17 protein-coding genes are annotated in these 14,088 nt (G+C 67.2%); 5 read left to right on the top strand and 12 right to left on the bottom strand.

The genetic code is table 11. The features are described 5' to 3' along the window. The coding region (locus tag VGI62_RS10345; protein ID WP_331504402.1) for an acyl-CoA dehydrogenase family protein at positions 1-316 on the top strand (316 nt) is incomplete at its 5' end. 89 nt (positions 317-405) lie between these two features. Next, positions 406-720, top strand: a complete 315-nt coding sequence (locus tag VGI62_RS10340; RefSeq protein WP_331504401.1) for a DUF3574 domain-containing protein — start codon at positions 406-408, stop codon at positions 718-720. A 9-nt stretch (positions 721-729) separates the two neighbouring features. Here VGI62_RS10340 and VGI62_RS10335 read toward each other — a convergent pair whose 3' ends face one another. Next, positions 730-2,904 (bottom strand): penicillin acylase family protein, encoded by a 2,175-nt coding sequence (locus VGI62_RS10335; RefSeq protein ID WP_331504400.1) that lies wholly within the window; start codon positions 2,902-2,904, stop codon positions 730-732. A gap of 245 nt (positions 2,905-3,149) precedes the next feature. Between VGI62_RS10335 and VGI62_RS10330 the strand changes: the two genes are divergently transcribed. The 3 genes from VGI62_RS10330 to VGI62_RS10320 all read left to right on the top strand — a co-directional run bounded on the left by VGI62_RS10330 (position 3,150) and on the right by VGI62_RS10320 (position 4,550). Further along, the gene (locus tag VGI62_RS10330) at positions 3,150-3,317 is read left to right on the top strand and encodes a hypothetical protein (RefSeq protein WP_331504399.1); all 168 of its coding nucleotides are present in this window, start codon (positions 3,150-3,152) and stop codon (positions 3,315-3,317) included. Positions 3,318-3,338: 21 nt separating this feature from the next. After that, positions 3,339-4,169 (top strand): OmpA family protein, encoded by an 831-nt coding sequence (locus tag VGI62_RS10325; RefSeq protein WP_331504398.1) that lies wholly within the window; start codon positions 3,339-3,341, stop codon positions 4,167-4,169. Between the two features lie 63 nt (positions 4,170-4,232). Beyond that, positions 4,233-4,550 (top strand): hypothetical protein, encoded by a 318-nt coding sequence (locus VGI62_RS10320; RefSeq protein WP_331504397.1) that lies wholly within the window; start codon positions 4,233-4,235, stop codon positions 4,548-4,550. 27 nt (positions 4,551-4,577) lie between these two features. Here the strand turns inward: VGI62_RS10320 and VGI62_RS10315 are convergent, their stop codons facing one another. The 11 genes from VGI62_RS10315 to ccoO form a co-directional block, all read right to left on the bottom strand. Then, a complete protein-coding gene (locus tag VGI62_RS10315) occupies positions 4,578-4,961 on the bottom strand; it encodes a response regulator transcription factor (protein ID WP_331504396.1) in 384 nt (127 codons plus the stop codon). 44 nt (positions 4,962-5,005) lie between these two features. Continuing rightward, a complete protein-coding gene (gene fixJ, locus VGI62_RS10310) occupies positions 5,006-5,620 on the bottom strand; it encodes a response regulator FixJ (protein WP_331504395.1) in 615 nt (204 codons plus the stop codon). Then, positions 5,613-7,061 carry a PAS domain S-box protein gene (locus VGI62_RS10305; protein WP_331504394.1) on the bottom strand — a complete coding sequence of 483 codons (1,449 nt, stop codon included), beginning with the start codon at positions 7,059-7,061 and terminating at the stop codon, positions 5,613-5,615. Before VGI62_RS10305 ends, fixJ begins: the two co-directional genes overlap by 8 nt. A gap of 123 nt (positions 7,062-7,184) precedes the next feature. Further along, the gene (locus tag VGI62_RS10300; RefSeq protein ID WP_331504393.1) at positions 7,185-7,838 is read right to left on the bottom strand and encodes a helix-turn-helix domain-containing protein; all 654 of its coding nucleotides are present in this window, start codon (positions 7,836-7,838) and stop codon (positions 7,185-7,187) included. A gap of 165 nt (positions 7,839-8,003) precedes the next feature. Further along, positions 8,004-8,159 (bottom strand): cbb3-type cytochrome oxidase assembly protein CcoS, encoded by a 156-nt coding sequence (ccoS, locus tag VGI62_RS10295; RefSeq protein WP_331504392.1) that lies wholly within the window; start codon positions 8,157-8,159, stop codon positions 8,004-8,006. Beyond that, positions 8,156-10,330 carry a heavy metal translocating P-type ATPase gene (locus VGI62_RS10290; RefSeq protein ID WP_414695673.1) on the bottom strand — a complete coding sequence of 725 codons (2,175 nt, stop codon included), beginning with the start codon at positions 10,328-10,330 and terminating at the stop codon, positions 8,156-8,158. Before VGI62_RS10290 ends, ccoS begins: the two co-directional genes overlap by 4 nt. After that, positions 10,327-10,815, bottom strand: coding sequence for a FixH family protein (locus VGI62_RS10285; protein ID WP_331504391.1), 489 nt, complete (start codon positions 10,813-10,815; stop codon positions 10,327-10,329). Before VGI62_RS10285 ends, VGI62_RS10290 begins: the two co-directional genes overlap by 4 nt. Beyond that, on the bottom strand, positions 10,812-12,308 hold the full coding sequence (ccoG, locus tag VGI62_RS10280; protein ID WP_331504390.1) for a cytochrome c oxidase accessory protein CcoG: 1,497 nt from the start codon (positions 12,306-12,308) through the stop codon (positions 10,812-10,814). Before ccoG ends, VGI62_RS10285 begins: the two co-directional genes overlap by 4 nt. Positions 12,309-12,313: 5 nt before the next feature. Beyond that, complete coding sequence (gene ccoP / locus VGI62_RS10275; RefSeq protein WP_331504389.1) at positions 12,314-13,180, bottom strand: cytochrome-c oxidase, cbb3-type subunit III; 867 nt, start codon at positions 13,178-13,180, stop codon at positions 12,314-12,316. Next, positions 13,173-13,349, bottom strand: coding sequence for a cbb3-type cytochrome c oxidase subunit 3 (locus VGI62_RS10270; protein ID WP_331504388.1), 177 nt, complete (start codon positions 13,347-13,349; stop codon positions 13,173-13,175). The genes ccoP and VGI62_RS10270 overlap by 8 nt, the downstream gene beginning before the upstream one ends. Next, positions 13,346-14,083, bottom strand: coding sequence for a cytochrome-c oxidase, cbb3-type subunit II (ccoO, locus tag VGI62_RS10265; protein ID WP_331504387.1), 738 nt, complete (start codon positions 14,081-14,083; stop codon positions 13,346-13,348). Before ccoO ends, VGI62_RS10270 begins: the two co-directional genes overlap by 4 nt. Positions 14,084-14,088: the final 5 nt, after the last annotated feature.

Below are 14,088 nucleotides of genomic sequence, written 5' to 3'. Positions count from 1 at the left end.
CTCCTTCCAGCTGATGCAGGGCAAGGTCGCCGACATGTATGTCGCGCTGAATTCGGCGCGGGCCTACGTCTACGCCGTGGCCAGGGCCTGCGATGCGGGCCAGACGACCCGCTTCGATGCGGCCGGCGCGATCCTGATGGCCTCCGAGAACGCGGTCAGGGTCTCGCTGGAGGCGGTGCAGGCGCTGGGCGGCGCCGGCTACACCAAGGACTACCCGGTCGAGCGCCTGGTGCGCGACGCCAAGCTCTACGACATCGGCGCCGGCACCAACGAAATCCGCCGCTTCCTCATCGGACGGGAGCTGGTCGGCGGGTGAGGGCGGCGGGGGGACTGATCCTGGCGTTCGCCCTCGGGGGCTGCGCCACACTTCCACCCGTGCCGGCCTGTCCCGCCGGGCAGGAGTATATGCACACCGCTCAACTCTTCTTCGGCCGCAACGTGCATGGCAAGCCGGCGGTCGGCGATGCGGACTTCGGCAGGTTCATGGACGAGGAGATCACGCCGCGGTTCCCTGACGGCCTGACCGTTCTGGACGGCGGGGGCCAGTGGCGGGGCGAGGAGAACCACATGATCCGCGAGGCGTCCAAGGTGGTCATGATCGTGTTGCCGAAGGGCCCTCAGACACTCGGCAAGCTCGAGGCGGTCCGCAACGCCTACAAGGCCCGCTTCCATCAGGAGTCGGTCCTCCTGATCACTGAGGCCGCCTGCGTCTCGTTCTAAAAGGGCGGCCTATTCGCCCGGGTGGTAGCGCCGCTCGGTGTGCCCGACCAGCTGGTCTGGGTAGAAGTAGACCTCTCGCAGGTTTCCACTGGCGTAGCGTTCGGCTTGGTCGCTGAAGTGCTTGGACGCCGGATCTCCGCTCTCACCGCCGGCTGTCACGGCCCGCGCATGGATCCGCTCGCCGAATTCAACGACGGCGACGAAGCTGTTGCCGCTGGAGCCATAGTATTTCCGGGTATCGGGGTAACGTTTCGCGCCGAACGACGCCAACGAGCCCCATTGGGCGGAAGTGAACGGCACCGGGATGCTCGGACCGGCATCGTCGAAACGCTGGACAATGGCGTCATCGATCCGTTGGAAGCGGTTGATCTTGCCCCAGGGCGTCTTCCAGGTCCCAAAGTCCTGGACGAGACGGTCAGTGGCCTCGGCCAGAGCCTGCAGCTTGTCCGCCGGGCTGGCACGGGTCGCCATGTAGTCGTAGACGCTGAGGCCCGCCTTCTTGGCGTCGGGTGCGACCTTGGCCCAGAGCGCCTCACCCCAGAACACCGCCAGCGCCGTTGGCGACGAATCCGCCGACCAGCGGTCGTCCCAGGCGCGCAGGGACCCGATTGGCTCGGCGAGCCTCATCTTCAGCGGATCGTCCGCCGCCGCGCCATCGTACGCTGCGACCAGGGTCGGGATCAGTCTGGCGAAGGCGGTAAGATAGGGGTCGTAGGCCGCCTCGATCAGGGTCGGCAGGGTGAAGTCCTTGCGAGCGCTCAGCACCCTTGTCGCGTGCGCGGTTCGTGGGTTCTCGCCGGCCTGGTCCATGTAGCGCGGATAGTCGGCCTTCTTCGGGCTGTTGGGCCCGGCGGCGGACCAGGGGGAATCGTTGCTGTTGTAGACCCAGCCGTTCGACGGGTTCACAACGTGCGGCGTCTCGGCGAAGCTCACCAGCCCTTGCCAATCGGTTGCCGGGTCGGAGCCGTCGACCGGCTTGGTGTAGTCAAAGCGGTTGTCACGCTTGGGCATGAATTGCGGCAGCAGGAGCGCCGTCTCTCCCTTGGTGTCGGCGAAAAGGGTGTTGTTGGAGGAATTGGCCGCCAGTTCCGCCACCTTCTGGAAGCTCGCCAGGTCCGTGGCCTTCGTCCGTCCGAAGGACTGCTCCAGTGCTTCGACGGGCTTGTTCATCATGGCGATGGCGATCCACTTGCCGTCGGCGGCGCGCACGATCGGGCCGTGATGGGTGCGGTAGACCGTGAAAGTCTGGCTGGCCATGCCGCCGGCCGGTGTCCGGTAGGGGATGGTGATGGCCGAGACCGCAACCGGCCTTTCTTCTGTCCCGTAGCGGTAGAAGAGCCGGCCACCCTTGCGCGCAATGGTCTCGGCGAACTCATCGACCGTGTCGGCGCCGGTCGAGGTATGCATCCAGCCGGCGTGTTCGTTGAACCCTTGGTAGATGAAGAGTTGGCCCCAGGTCGCCGCGCCGTAGGCGTTCAGCCCCTCCTCACTGGTCATCTGCAATTCGGAGCGGAAGAAGAAGGAGGTGTGCGGGTTGATCAGAAGGAGCGCATGACCGCCCTTGGTGATCGAGGGCGAGATGGCCATGCCGTTGGACCCGCTCGGCTCCTTGAATTTCAGGGTGTCGTCGTCTGACAGGGCCGCCGTCCGCGGCTGGCCGTAGAAGGCTTCGAGATCGGGAAGGGAGACCCGCTCGATGTCGCCCCCGATGCTCCCCTCGGTGAAGCTCAGCGCCATCCAGGGCTCGAAGTGCTTGATGACCTTGGGCGTCACCTTCGGATGGGTCGCCAGATAGTAGTTCAGGCCGTCGGCCCAACCGTTCATCAATGCCTTCAACCAAGTCGGGCTGGCCGCATATTTCGCCTGCAGGTCATGGGGATCGATGAACAATTTCTGGCGTAGGTCTTTCCAGACCGCAGCGTGGCCCTCCGCTTCGGAGGTGCGGCCGAGCGCGGTCAGGTAGTTGGTCTCGACGCGCTCGAAGTCATCTTCAGCCTGCGCGTAGACCATCCCGAACACAGCCTGTGCATCGGTCTTGCCGTGGACGTGGGCGATGCCCCAGTCGTCGCGAACGATGGCGACTTGCGCGGCCTCCGCCTTCAGGCGAGCCATTTCGCTCGCAGCTCCCGCCGGAAAGGCCGCCATCGCCAAACCCGCGACAAGCAGGCCGCTAAATCTTCGCATTGTGATCCCCGACTGCGCGCGCGCCCGCCGTTCACGCTTGGGCAGCGGCCGGCGGAAATGCAAGCCCGGAGTCCCGCATATCCCGAAAGTCGGAGGCTGCCGGGCGGCGTCCCATGGTCGCACCGCAGAGCGGTTTGCGCGTGCTCCCTGGACACATTGGGGTCCGGCGCCGACGCCGCAGGCTCGGGGCTGGGTCACGGTCGCCGGGGTCCGTGGCGGCGTCTTTGGCAAGAACGAAGCTTTTGATGAACATCAAAGAGCGGCCCACAGCGGCTTCTCTGGGGCTCGCCGACTACAACCGTTGGTCTTCGGGGGCCGGCGCCCAGGTCCACCTCCGGGTTTCATCCGATGGCATCGCCATACTGCAGCGCAATAGTGCCGCAGTGAAGCTCAATCGCCGCCGCGACGCGTAAGGTCACGGCCAGGAGGGCACTATGAATTCGAGATCGAACCTGCTCGTGTCGACCGTGACCGCGCTCTTCTTGGTCGTCCCCGGCCTGGCGGCCGCGCAAACGACCACGCCAACGACCATGGATGGCGTTATCGTTTCCCATGACGGCAACCACCTGGTTGTTCGGGTTGGCGGCGCGGACACCAAGGTGACGCTCACGGACACCACCAAGATCCAGGCTTCGCGGGGTCTCGTGGGTGTCAGGAAGGACGACCATCCGGCCAGCGACCTGATCAAGGGCCTCGCGGTCACCATGCAGACCGTGCAGAACGGAGATGTGGTCGACGCCACCAGCGTGACCTTCAAACCCGACGACCTTAAGACCGCCAGGGCCGTTGAGGCGGGCACCGCTGAAGCCAAGGAGAAGCTCCTCGCCGAAAAGGCCGAGGCCGACAAGCGGCAGGCCGAAAATGAGCGGCGCCTCTCGCAGGTCGGCCAGTTCGACACGAAGGCAAGCACCCGGGTCCTGTTCAAATCAGGCAGCGTGGCCATAAATGACCAGGGCAAGCAGGCTCTGCAGGACATCGCCAAACAGGCGATGAGCGAGCCGGGGTATCTTGTCCGTGTCGTGGGTCACGCCGACAGTACGGGGAATGCGGCGGCCAACCAGAGGCTGAGCGACCAGCGGGCGAGTGCGGTGACGGCCTATCTGCTGAAAGACGCCAAGCTGCCGCCCAACAAGATGATGTCGGCGACGGGCCTGGGCGCAACCGTGCCGGTCGAGGACAATGTGTCGTCGTCCAGCCAGGCGGAAAATCGCCGCGTGACGGTGTTCGTCATGGTCAGCAAGGCTTCGCAGAAGTCGACGCCGTAGCTGTCGCAATCGCAGCCGCTCAGAACCGCTCTACGATGAACCTGCGCCCGCTGGCGCGCATCCGTGGGCGAGGGGCGTCTGCCGGTCGCTCGCGGCGTCAAAGTCACCGACGAGGACTCCTTCCGTCGGCAGATCATCGAGAGGCTGATGTGCGATATGTCCGTCGACTTGGAAGCCGGCTGCTCGCGCCACAACCGCCAGGTGTCCGGGCTGACACCCTGCCTTCAGCGGCTTGAGCCGTTCTGCGAAGACGGGCTTCTCGCTTTCAGGGACGGCAAGCTCCAGGTTCTCGTGGCCGGCCGCCTGCTCGTACGCTCGATCTGCGCCCAGTTCGATCGGCATTTCGACCTTGCGAGCGGCCGTCACGCCAAGGCGCTCTAATCTGCGGGAGGGCGTGCGACGAAGGCGTCAGCGGGCGAGGGCGTCCAGGATGGACGTCTTCAAAGCATCGCCGATCAGGGGCTTTTCCAGGATTGGCGTGCCCGCCGCTGTCGCCGCCGCGCGGTCTGCGGCCTTGGAGCGGCTGGTCACCAGGATCGCGGGCAGGGTGACGCAGCGCGCGCGAAGCCTCTGGAGCGCTTCCATCCCCGAAATCCCCGGGAGTTGGGCGCTGATCACCAGGCAGGCGTTTCGCGTCGGCAGGTCTTGAAGCAAGAGCGCTTCGCCTGACTCGCAGGTCACCACGTCGAAGCCTTCAAGCTCGAGGGCGAACCCCAATGCGCTGCGCACGGCGGCATCGTCATCAACCACCAGGACTGTGGCGGGGGGCTCGGCGCGCGCGGTTGGCGACATCGCCAGACGTTGTCGGCGATCTCGGCTGGCCGCCTTGAGCCAGGTCAAACATCGCCGAAGCCAGCCATGAGGGCGATCCGCACCAATTCAGAAAGCCCGCCCGCCCTGGTTTTGCTCATGACGTTGGCGCGATAGACCTCCACCGTTCGTGGGCTGATACCCAGTTCAAAGGCGATCTGTTTGTTGAGCTTGCCCGCGATGACACCGGCAAGCACCTCGCGCTCCCGGCCGGAGAGGCCAGCCAGCATCTGTTCGAACCGGTGGCGTTCGGCGTCGTGGCGGCTGGTCTGCGCCTGGACGCTCAACGCCTGGCGGACCGAGTTCAAGAGCGTGTCGTCTTCGAACGGCTTCTCGATGAAGTCGACGACGCCCGCGCGCATCGCCTCCACTGCGAGCGGCACGTCACCGTGGCCGGTGATGACGATCACCGGCAGCGCCACGCCCCGTTCCTTCAGTCGACGGACGAGTTCCAGTCCATTCATCTCCGGCATGCGCACGTCGGTGACGACGCAGCCGCTCTCGAGGGTGGATGCGGACTGCAGGAACTCGATCGCCGAGGCGTAGGTGTGCGCCCGCAGGTTGTTCATTTCAAAAAGGAATCCGAGAGACGTGCGCACGGCCTCGTCGTCGTCGATCAGGTGGACCTGCGGCTCACTCATCGCCGGTAAGTTCCTCGTCGCGCACGCACGGCAGAGTGAACCGGAAGGTGACACCGCCCTCCCGATTTGGCTCAACCCATATGCGCCCGCCGTGGGCCTCGATGATGGTCCGCGAGATGGAAAGGCCGATACCCATGCCGTGAGCCTTGGTGGTCATGAACGGCTGGAAGAGCTGCGAGGCCACGTCCGGACTTATGCCGTGGCCGGTGTCGCTGACATAGACCTCGACCATGTCGTCGGGAGCGCAGGCTGCCCCGACGACCAACTCGCGCCGCGCCCGGCCTTCCATCGCCTCGATCGCGTTGCGGATCAGATTGAGGGCCACCTGCTGGATCTGCACCTTGTCAGCCATCACCAGGTTCACTCGGGGATCGATCTCAAAACGGAGCCGGACATCACGCTCCTTGACGCCGACCATGGCCAAGGCCCCGGCCTCTTCGAGAAGTTGAGGCAAGCTCTCGACCCGCCGTTCAGCCTCGCCCTTGGCGACGAAGCCGCGCAGGCGCCGGATGATCTGGCCGGCGCGTAGCGCCTGATCGGCCGCTTGGGAGATCATGTCTTTCAGCCGCGCCTTGTCGACCGGCTCCCGCTCGACCAGTAGCAGGCACCCCCTCATGAAATTGGCGGTGGCCGTCAGAGGCTGGTTGAGTTCATGGGCGAGCGCTGACGCCATCTCGCCCAGCGCCGTCAGCCGTGAGACGTGCACCAGCTCACCCTGCAGGTCCTGCATCCGCCGTTCGGCGGCCTGGCGCTCCGTCAGGTCGCGGACGAAACCGGTGAAGTAGCGCCGCTCGCCGGAGACCATTTCCCCTACCGAAAGCTCCATAGGGAACGTTGAGCCGTCCTTGCGTTCCCCCACCACCACGCGGCCGATGCCGATGATCCGCCGCTCTCCCGACGTGAGATAGCGGGCTACGTATCCGTCGTGGGCGGAGCGGTAGGGCTCGGGCATCAGCATGCTGACATTGCGGCCGAGCACCTGCGGGTTGGTCCAGCCGAACTGCCGCTCCGCGGCGCTGCTGAAGGATTGTATGACGCCGCGCTCGTCGATGACGATCATCGCGTCGGGCACGGTGTCGAGGATCGACTTCAGATGCGCTTCGCGCGCGGCGAGGTCGCTGAAGGCCGCGCGGGCCGTTTCCGCAGCGCGCCTGAGCCGCTCGCCGGCGAGCCCCGAAGCGCCGCCAAGCAGCAGGAAGACGACCATGGCGACCAGAGCCTGGGGGTCGCCGGTCAATGCGCTGCGGGCGACCAGGGCGTTGAACAGCACCGCCAGGGCCGTCGCCAACAACGCCGGGCCCAGGCCACCGGCGAGAGCCCCCGCCATCAGGGCCGGCACGAAGAGAAGGAAGTTCGCCCGGTCATGCAGCGCCGGCGCCAGCGCCAGCTGAGCGGCCAGGCAGGCCCCGCTCGCGGCCGCGGCGATGACATAGCCCATCATCCAATGCGCCCGGCCCTGCGGCGGGACTGGGAGTTTCGAGACCGGACCCATAGGCGCAGCCGTAGGATTGAAGGCGCAAGGTGGCAAGGCCGGCATGGCGACCGCTAGCACGTTGACGCCGCGCTACCCCGCGAGCGCTTCAAGCGCCGTCCACCTGCGGACCCGAAAGGCGCGCAGGGACGGAAATTCGACGATCGCCTCTCCCTGCAGCCGGGTGAGCATGCGCGAGACGGTCTCGATCGTCAGGCCAAGGTAGTCGGCGATATCCTGCCGGCCCATGGACAATTCGACCGGTCCGTCGCTGCGTCCCTGCGCTAGCGAAATCAGGAAGCTCGCCACCCGCTCGCAGGCGCTCTTGCGGCCGAGCAACAGGACGTGTTCCTGCAGCCGTTCCATCTCCTGGCGGGCGGCCTCCAGGATCGCGCGGTTGAACTCGAACTCGCCCGCCGCCGCGCGCACCGAGGCGCGTCGCACCGCCATCAGCTCGCAGGCGCTCAAGGCCTCGGCGGCGAAACGATGGTCCGGCCCCGGCTCCAGGCCGAAGATGTCGCCTGGATAATAGAAGTCGCCAACCTGGCGGCGGCCATCGGCCGTGAGCCGGCTTGTGCGCACGACGCCGCTGACAACCTGGAACAGCAGATCTGCGTCGTCGTCCTGGGCATAGATCTCCTCGTCACGCGCAAAGTGCATACGCGCCCCGAGACGTTCGAAGGTCTCCGCCAGGGTTGCCGCGGGGCGCGCGCCACGAGGATCGGACAAGGGATAGGCAAGGGTCATGGCGGGCTCCAGTTCGCGCAACCTTGGCTACGCGCACGCACCGGAGTGCGACATTTCGGAGAACCCCCTAAGTAGTGCTACGGAGCCCGCCGCCGACCTCGGCAAGCGGGGGAGGCGGGCGGTGGGTAGGATGAGGGAAGCGTCCCTGCCGGGAGCGAGAACAACTCAGAGCGGACAGTCGTCGGGATCCTCCACCAGGATCCTTGCGGCGTCTCCCTCCGGATCGTCGTATTGCCCATGGCTCAGCGTCCACCAGAACGCCCCCACGCCGAGCAGCCCCAGGAAGACCGACATCGGCGCCAACATCACGAAGATCGTCATGAGCGGGTCCGCAGGCGAAGCGCATTCAGGGTCACCACAAGCGATGAGCCTGACATGGCGAGAGCCGCCAGGAAGGGATTGATGAGGCCGAGCATGGCGGCCGGCGCGGCCGCCATGTTGTAGAGCGCGGCGAATCCGAAGTTCTCGAGCGCCAGCTGTCGGGCGCGGCGCGCGATCCGCAACGCCTCCACGACGGAGCCGAGACTGTCCCCCGAGAACACCAAGTCGGCGGCGTTCTGGCTGGCGTCCAGGGCCGAGCCAGGCGCCATGCTGGCGTCGGCGCGCGCAAGGGCGGCGGCGTCATTCAGCCCGTCGCCCACCATCAGGACCCTATGGCCACCTGACTGCAGGGCGGCGATCGCCTCGGCCTTGTCGGCCGGAGTTAAGCCGGCGCGCCGCTGCGAGACACCAACGGCCTCGGCGCATCGGGCTACCGCATCGGGGGTGTCGCCCGACAGCACCTCGACTGTCAGGCCCATGGCTTTCAAGGCCGCCACCGTTTCAACGGCGTCGGCGCGCAAGCGATCGGAGAAACCGAAGCGGATTTTGGTGTCGCCGTCGAAGCCGAACCACAGCTCGGTCTCGGGACCCGGTGCGCTCGGAACACCCACGAAAGCCGCGCGGCCCAGGCGAGCCGTGCGCCCGGCAATCCGGCCCTCGACGCCCTGGCCGGGGTGTTCGATCACCTCATCGGCCGTCGGACCTGGACCGGCCGCCTCCGCCAGCGCGCGCGCCAGCGGATGGCGCGACGCACGCGCGAGCGGCGCGGCGATGGCCACGGTCGAGGCCGGCGCATCGGTCAGCTGCGGGCGCCCCTGCGTCAGCACACCGGTCTTGTCGAACACGACGTGATTGACCTGCGCGAGGCGTTCAAGCGCTGCGCCGGACTTGACGAGCACGCCGCGCCGGAACAGCCGCCCCGAAGCCGCCACCTGCACGGCCGGCACGGCGAGGCCGAGGGCGCAGGGACAGGTGATGATCAACACCGCGACGGCGCGCAGCAGCGCTTCGCGCGGCCCAAGGCCCAGCAGCAGCCATCCGGCGGCAAAGGTCAGGATTGCGGCGCCATGCACCACCGGCACATAAATCTGCGCCGCCCGGTCGGCGAGTCGGACGTATTTCGACTTTGACTGGGCGCCGGCCTCCACGAGCCGCGCGACGGCCGCAAGGCTGGAGTGCTCGCTCTGGGCCAAGGCGGTCAGGACGAGCAGGCCGGAAAGGTTGACCGCGCCGGCTCGACAGACCTGGCCTGCGCCCATGGCGACGGGACGGGTTTCGCCGGTGAGCAGCGACATGTCGAGCTCGGCGAGACCGGACTCCACCCGGCCGTCCACGGGTATCCGATCGCCTGGCCTGACGACCAGCCGCTCGCCCACTGCGATGTCCGTGAGCGGGCGACGGTGTTCGTGCCCCTCAGCGTCGAGGACGGCGGCGCTGGGCGCCTGCAGGGCCAGGAGGTCAGCCGCTGCGCTGCGCGCGCGCGCTTTCAGCTGGTGGTCGAGCCAGCGGCCGATCAGCAGCAGGAAGACGAGTGAGACCGCGGCGTCGAAGTAGGCGTCGCGACCGCGCAGGAGGGTCTCCGAAAAGCTGATGCCCAGGGTGAGCAGGACGCCGATCGAGATCGGGACGTCCATGTTGGATCGCCGCGCCCTAAGCGAGCGCCAGGCGGATTCGAAGAATGGCCGGCCCGCATAGAGCGCGCAGGGGGTGGCCACCAGCGCGCACCACCACTGCATGACGAGGCGGCTCGCCGGACCCAGCTCCTGACCAAAAAGACCGGCCCAGAGTGGCACCGAGAACATCATGGTGTTCATGGCCCCGAAGGCTGCGACCGCCAGGCAGAGCACAAGCCGCCGGCCCTCTCGGTCGCGCGCCTCGGAGGCGAGGCCAGGATCATAGGGGGACGCCCGATAGCCCAACCGCTCGAGAGTCGCCAGAACAGCGCCGGGATCAGCGGTCGCGCGGCTATCGAAGGCGACCGTCAGCTTGCCGGTGGTGAGGTTAAGGCGTGACGTCGCCACGCCGGGCAAACCTGCGGTCTCGCGTTCGATCTTACCGAGGCAGGCCGCGCAGCGCGCGCCCGTCACCAGCAGATCGAGGCTGGGCTTGGCTCCGGGGCGCCGCGCCAGGAACGCGGACAGGTCCGGCGCCCGGGCGAGATCCTGGATCAGGGCCAAATGAGCCTCCGCTCGGCCGAGATCCGCACGCCGGACGGGCCACGCAGGTGGGCCGTGAGGTCCCAGGCGCCACGGACGGCCCCCGGATGGGCGACGTAACGCCCAGGTAGAGTTTCGTGGAACGCCAGGACGATCCGCCCGGCTCCGGTTGCCGGCCGTTGCAGCTCGCCGCTCACCGCCAGACCAACGAGCGGTCGGCCGCTACGATCGTGCAGCTCTACCACGACCGCCCCGGGCTCGGCCGCCGCGGTCGTCCGCCAGCCCAGTTGCTCCTGTGCGCGGAGCTCGGCGAGGGCGCGGTCGTAGGCCAGGCCGTCCTCGTAAGGCGTCGCCGAGACCTCGCCGGGAAAGGTCTTCACCGCCATCACCACGAAGGCCACGTCCACGGCGACGACAACGGCAAAGAAGCCGGTCACAATGGCCAGGACGTGCCAGCCGGTCAGGCGAAAGCCCGGGCGGGGCGACGGGACGAGGGTCATGGCGCGGCTCCAGAGGTGAAGGCGGTGACCACCCGGACCGCGTCCGACCCGTCGCCTACGGTGAAGGCAGCGGCGTGGACGCCGGCCGGCTGGCCGCGCGGCGCGATAGCGAAGACGCGGAGGGCCCGCACCGCGTTTGGCTCGAGGCTGACGGCCAGGTCGCCCGTCACCGGTGGCGCGCCGGGCGTCTTCAGGCGCACGCCCGGCACGCCGCTCAGGCGCACCGTCACCGTCTTCGGGTAGAATCCTCGGTTGGCGATCTTCAGTATGTAGCCGTCGCGGACAGAGCCATCCTGCATCCGCACGAAGATCGGATTTCGATCGCGCAGGACGTGCAGGTCGAGGACCGCCCGGTGCGCCAGGCCCCAGGCCATGAGGCTGCTGACCAGGGTTAGGGCGGCGGCATAGTAAAGGGTGCGCGGCCGCACGAGCTTGTAGACCGCGGGCTTGCCGCCGGCGCGCGCGGACACCGCAGCGTCGGTGTCATATCCGATCAGGCCGCGCGCCCGTCCGACCTTGACCATGATCTCGTCGCAGGCGTCTGCGCACAGGCCGCAGTTGATGCATTCCATCTGCGCGCCATCGCGGATGTCGATTCCCATCGGGCAGGCGACGACGCAGGCTTTGCAGTCGATGCAGTCACCCCGACCGATCCACCCGGCGTTCTTCTTGTGGGGGACTCGTGGTTCGCCGCGGTCGGCGCGATAGGTGATCTGCAAGGAGTGCTGGTCGAGCATGGCGCCTTGGATGCGCGGCCAGGGGCACATGTAGATGCAGACCTGCTCGCGCATGAACCCCGCGAAGACGTAAGTCGTGGCCGTGAGCAGGACGCAGAAGACGTAGGCTGTGAGAGCCGCCTGCCCGACCCAGAAACCGCGGATCACCGTGGGCGCGTCATGGAAGTAGAAGATCCAGGCTCCGCCCGTGCCGAAGGCTATTGCGAGCCAGACAAGGTGCTTGCCGGCCTTGCGCCAGGCCTTATCGAAGGACCAGAGCGATGCGTCCAGGCGCATGCGAGCGTTGCGGTCGCCCTCGAAGGCTCGTTCGACATAGATGAAGAGGTCGGTCCAGACGGTCTGCGGGCAAGTGTAGCCGCACCAGAGCCGTCCGAAGAGCGCGCTCACCAGGAAGAGCGCCATGGCCGCCATAACCAGCAGGCCGGTTATGAAATAGACCTCCTGTGGCCAAAGCTGGATGCCGAAGAAGTAGAAGCGGCCGCCGGCGAAATCGACGAGGACTGCCTGCTGCGGCAGGCCATTGGGCCTTGGCCACCGGATCCACGGGGTGATCCAGTAGATCGACAAGGCGACGATCATCAGCGTCCACTTGATCGCCCGCCAGCGCCCGTGCACCAGCTTCGGGTAGATCGGGACCCGGGCCTGATAGAGGCCCCCGCGGTTGGCCGCCTTGGCGCGCACCCGAGCCGCCGCCGACACCGGCTCCGGGCCGGATTCCGGAGCGCGCCCTTTGGTGCGGTCGATGACTACGGTCATCGGGGCTACTGGCCTCCGGCGTTCGCATGGATGTAGACGGTGAGCGCCTTGATGGTCTGGGGGTCGAAGCGCTTGCCCCAGGTCGGCATGACCCCGCCGCGGCCGTTGAAGATCTGGTCGCGTATGTCGTCGCGTGTGGGCCCGTAGAGCCACTCACTGTCGGTCAGGTTCGGGACCCCGCGAGACTGGTCGCCCTTGCCCTCGGGCCCGTGGCAGGCCGCGCACTGCTCGGCGAAGATCTGCGTCGCGCGCGCCACTGCGGCGCTGTCTGCGGGGCGGTGCGAGAGCGCCACGACATACTCGGTCAGGTCATCGATCTGGCTGTCCTTGAGCATCTGGTCACGGCCGAAGGCCGGCATCTGGGTGTTCGCCGCGCCGGGTTCACCAGTCCGCACGCCATAGGTGATCGTATGCTGGATCTGCTCCAGGGAGCCGCCCCAGAGCCAGACGTCGTCGCGCAGATTGGGGTATCCTTTTCCGCCGGTCCCGCCCTGGCCGTGGCAGGTCGCGCAGTTGTCCCCGAACAGCGCCTGGCCCGCGGCCATGGCGTAGGCCTGCAGTTTCGGGTCACGCTCGATCTCTTCGAGGCTGGCCGCCTGGAGTTCAGCGCCCGCGGCTCCGCGGAGCGCCTTCAGGCCGGCGAGGTCTTGAATCACCTTCACGCGGTCGGACTGATGCAGGATGCCCTTGGTGTAGCCGTGCAGGCCCGGCCAGGCCGGCATCAGCACCCAGTAGACTACAGCGACCGCGATGCTGGCGTACCAGGTCCACAGCCACCAGCGGGGCAGGGGATTGTCCAGCTCGCGGATGCCGTCCCATTCGTGCTCGGTGGTCTCGACCCCGGTCGGTTCGTCGATCCTGCGCTCAGACATGGTCGCTCTCGTCGTCTTCGAGGGGGAGCCGGGCGAGGCGCTGGAACGCCTCCTTGTTGCGCGGCCAAAACGCGTAGATCAGGCCGGCCAGGAACAGGGCGACGAAGTAGACGGTGCCGGCCTGCTGGGCGAAGCGGGACACGGCCTCGTACTCTCGGATGCCGGTCATCTTTGGTTATCCGGCGCTTCGGCGTGGTAGGTGCGGAAGTCCACGAGCGTGCCCACCATCTGCAGGTAGGCGATCAGCGCATCCATGTCGGTGATGCGGTCCGGATGGCCGTCGAAGTCACGCTGGACGGCCTTGGCGCCATAGCGCTTCTTCAGGGCCGTGCCGCGGGCGTCGAACGGGTCGGCCTGGGCCTCCAGGTCGTCGATGGCGTGGGCCACCTGGTCCTGGGTGTAGGGGACGCCGACTTTCCGCTGGGCCGCCAGGCGCTCGACCATGTCGTGGTAGTCGAGGTCCCGGTCGGCCAGGAAGGCGTAGGGCGGCATGGTCGATTCCGGCACCATCGAGCGAGGATCGGTGAGGTGCTGGCGATGCCATTCATCGGAGTACTTGCCCCCGACCCGGGCCAGGTCCGGGCCGTTGCGCTTCGACCCCCACTGGAACGGGTGGTCGTACATGCTCTCGGCCGCCAGGCTGTAATGACCGTAGCGTTCGACTTCGTCGCGAAGCGGCCGGATCATCTGCGAATGGCAGAGGTAGCAGCCTTCGCGGATGTAGACGTCGCGGCCGGCGAGTTCGAGGGGAGTATAGGGCCGCATGCCCTGCACCTTCTCAATGGTGCTTTCTAGGTAGAAGAGCGGGCTGATCTCGATGAGGCCCCCAATGGCGACGACCACCAGGATGCCGATCAGCAGGATCAGCGAGTTGCGCTCGAACTTGGCGTGATGCTTCCACATGGCGG

Source organism: Phenylobacterium sp., assembly GCF_036495085.1.
In the GTDB taxonomy this organism is placed as follows: domain Bacteria; phylum Pseudomonadota; class Alphaproteobacteria; order Caulobacterales; family Caulobacteraceae; genus Phenylobacterium.
The sequence above is the reverse complement of the archived record's forward strand: the minus strand, read 5'-3'. Positions and strand labels throughout refer to the sequence as shown.

Bases quoted from the DNA above. Each gene is read 5' to 3' on its own strand.
- VGI62_RS10340 (WP_331504401.1), top strand. From the start codon at position 406: ATGCACACCGCTCAACTCTTCTTCGGCCGCAACGTGCATGGCAAGCCG.
- VGI62_RS10335 (WP_331504400.1), bottom strand. From the start codon at position 2,904: ATGCGAAGATTTAGCGGCCTGCTTGTCGCGGGTTTGGCGATGGCGGCC.
- VGI62_RS10330 (WP_331504399.1), top strand. From the start codon at position 3,150: ATGAACATCAAAGAGCGGCCCACAGCGGCTTCTCTGGGGCTCGCCGAC.
- VGI62_RS10325 (WP_331504398.1), top strand. From the start codon at position 3,339: ATGAATTCGAGATCGAACCTGCTCGTGTCGACCGTGACCGCGCTCTTC.
- VGI62_RS10315 (WP_331504396.1), bottom strand. From the start codon at position 4,961: ATGTCGCCAACCGCGCGCGCCGAGCCCCCCGCCACAGTCCTGGTGGTT.
- fixJ (WP_331504395.1), bottom strand. From the start codon at position 5,620: ATGAGTGAGCCGCAGGTCCACCTGATCGACGACGACGAGGCCGTGCGC.
- VGI62_RS10305 (WP_331504394.1), bottom strand. From the start codon at position 7,061: ATGATGGGCTATGTCATCGCCGCGGCCGCGAGCGGGGCCTGCCTGGCC.
- VGI62_RS10300 (WP_331504393.1), bottom strand. From the start codon at position 7,838: ATGACCCTTGCCTATCCCTTGTCCGATCCTCGTGGCGCGCGCCCCGCG.
- ccoS (WP_331504392.1), bottom strand. From the start codon at position 8,159: ATGACGATCTTCGTGATGTTGGCGCCGATGTCGGTCTTCCTGGGGCTG.
- VGI62_RS10285 (WP_331504391.1), bottom strand. From the start codon at position 10,815: ATGACCCTCGTCCCGTCGCCCCGCCCGGGCTTTCGCCTGACCGGCTGG.
- ccoG (WP_331504390.1), bottom strand. From the start codon at position 12,308: ATGACCGTAGTCATCGACCGCACCAAAGGGCGCGCTCCGGAATCCGGC.
- ccoP (WP_331504389.1), bottom strand. From the start codon at position 13,180: ATGTCTGAGCGCAGGATCGACGAACCGACCGGGGTCGAGACCACCGAG.
- VGI62_RS10270 (WP_331504388.1), bottom strand. From the start codon at position 13,349: ATGACCGGCATCCGAGAGTACGAGGCCGTGTCCCGCTTCGCCCAGCAG.
- ccoO (WP_331504387.1), bottom strand. From the start codon at position 14,083: ATGTGGAAGCATCACGCCAAGTTCGAGCGCAACTCGCTGATCCTGCTG.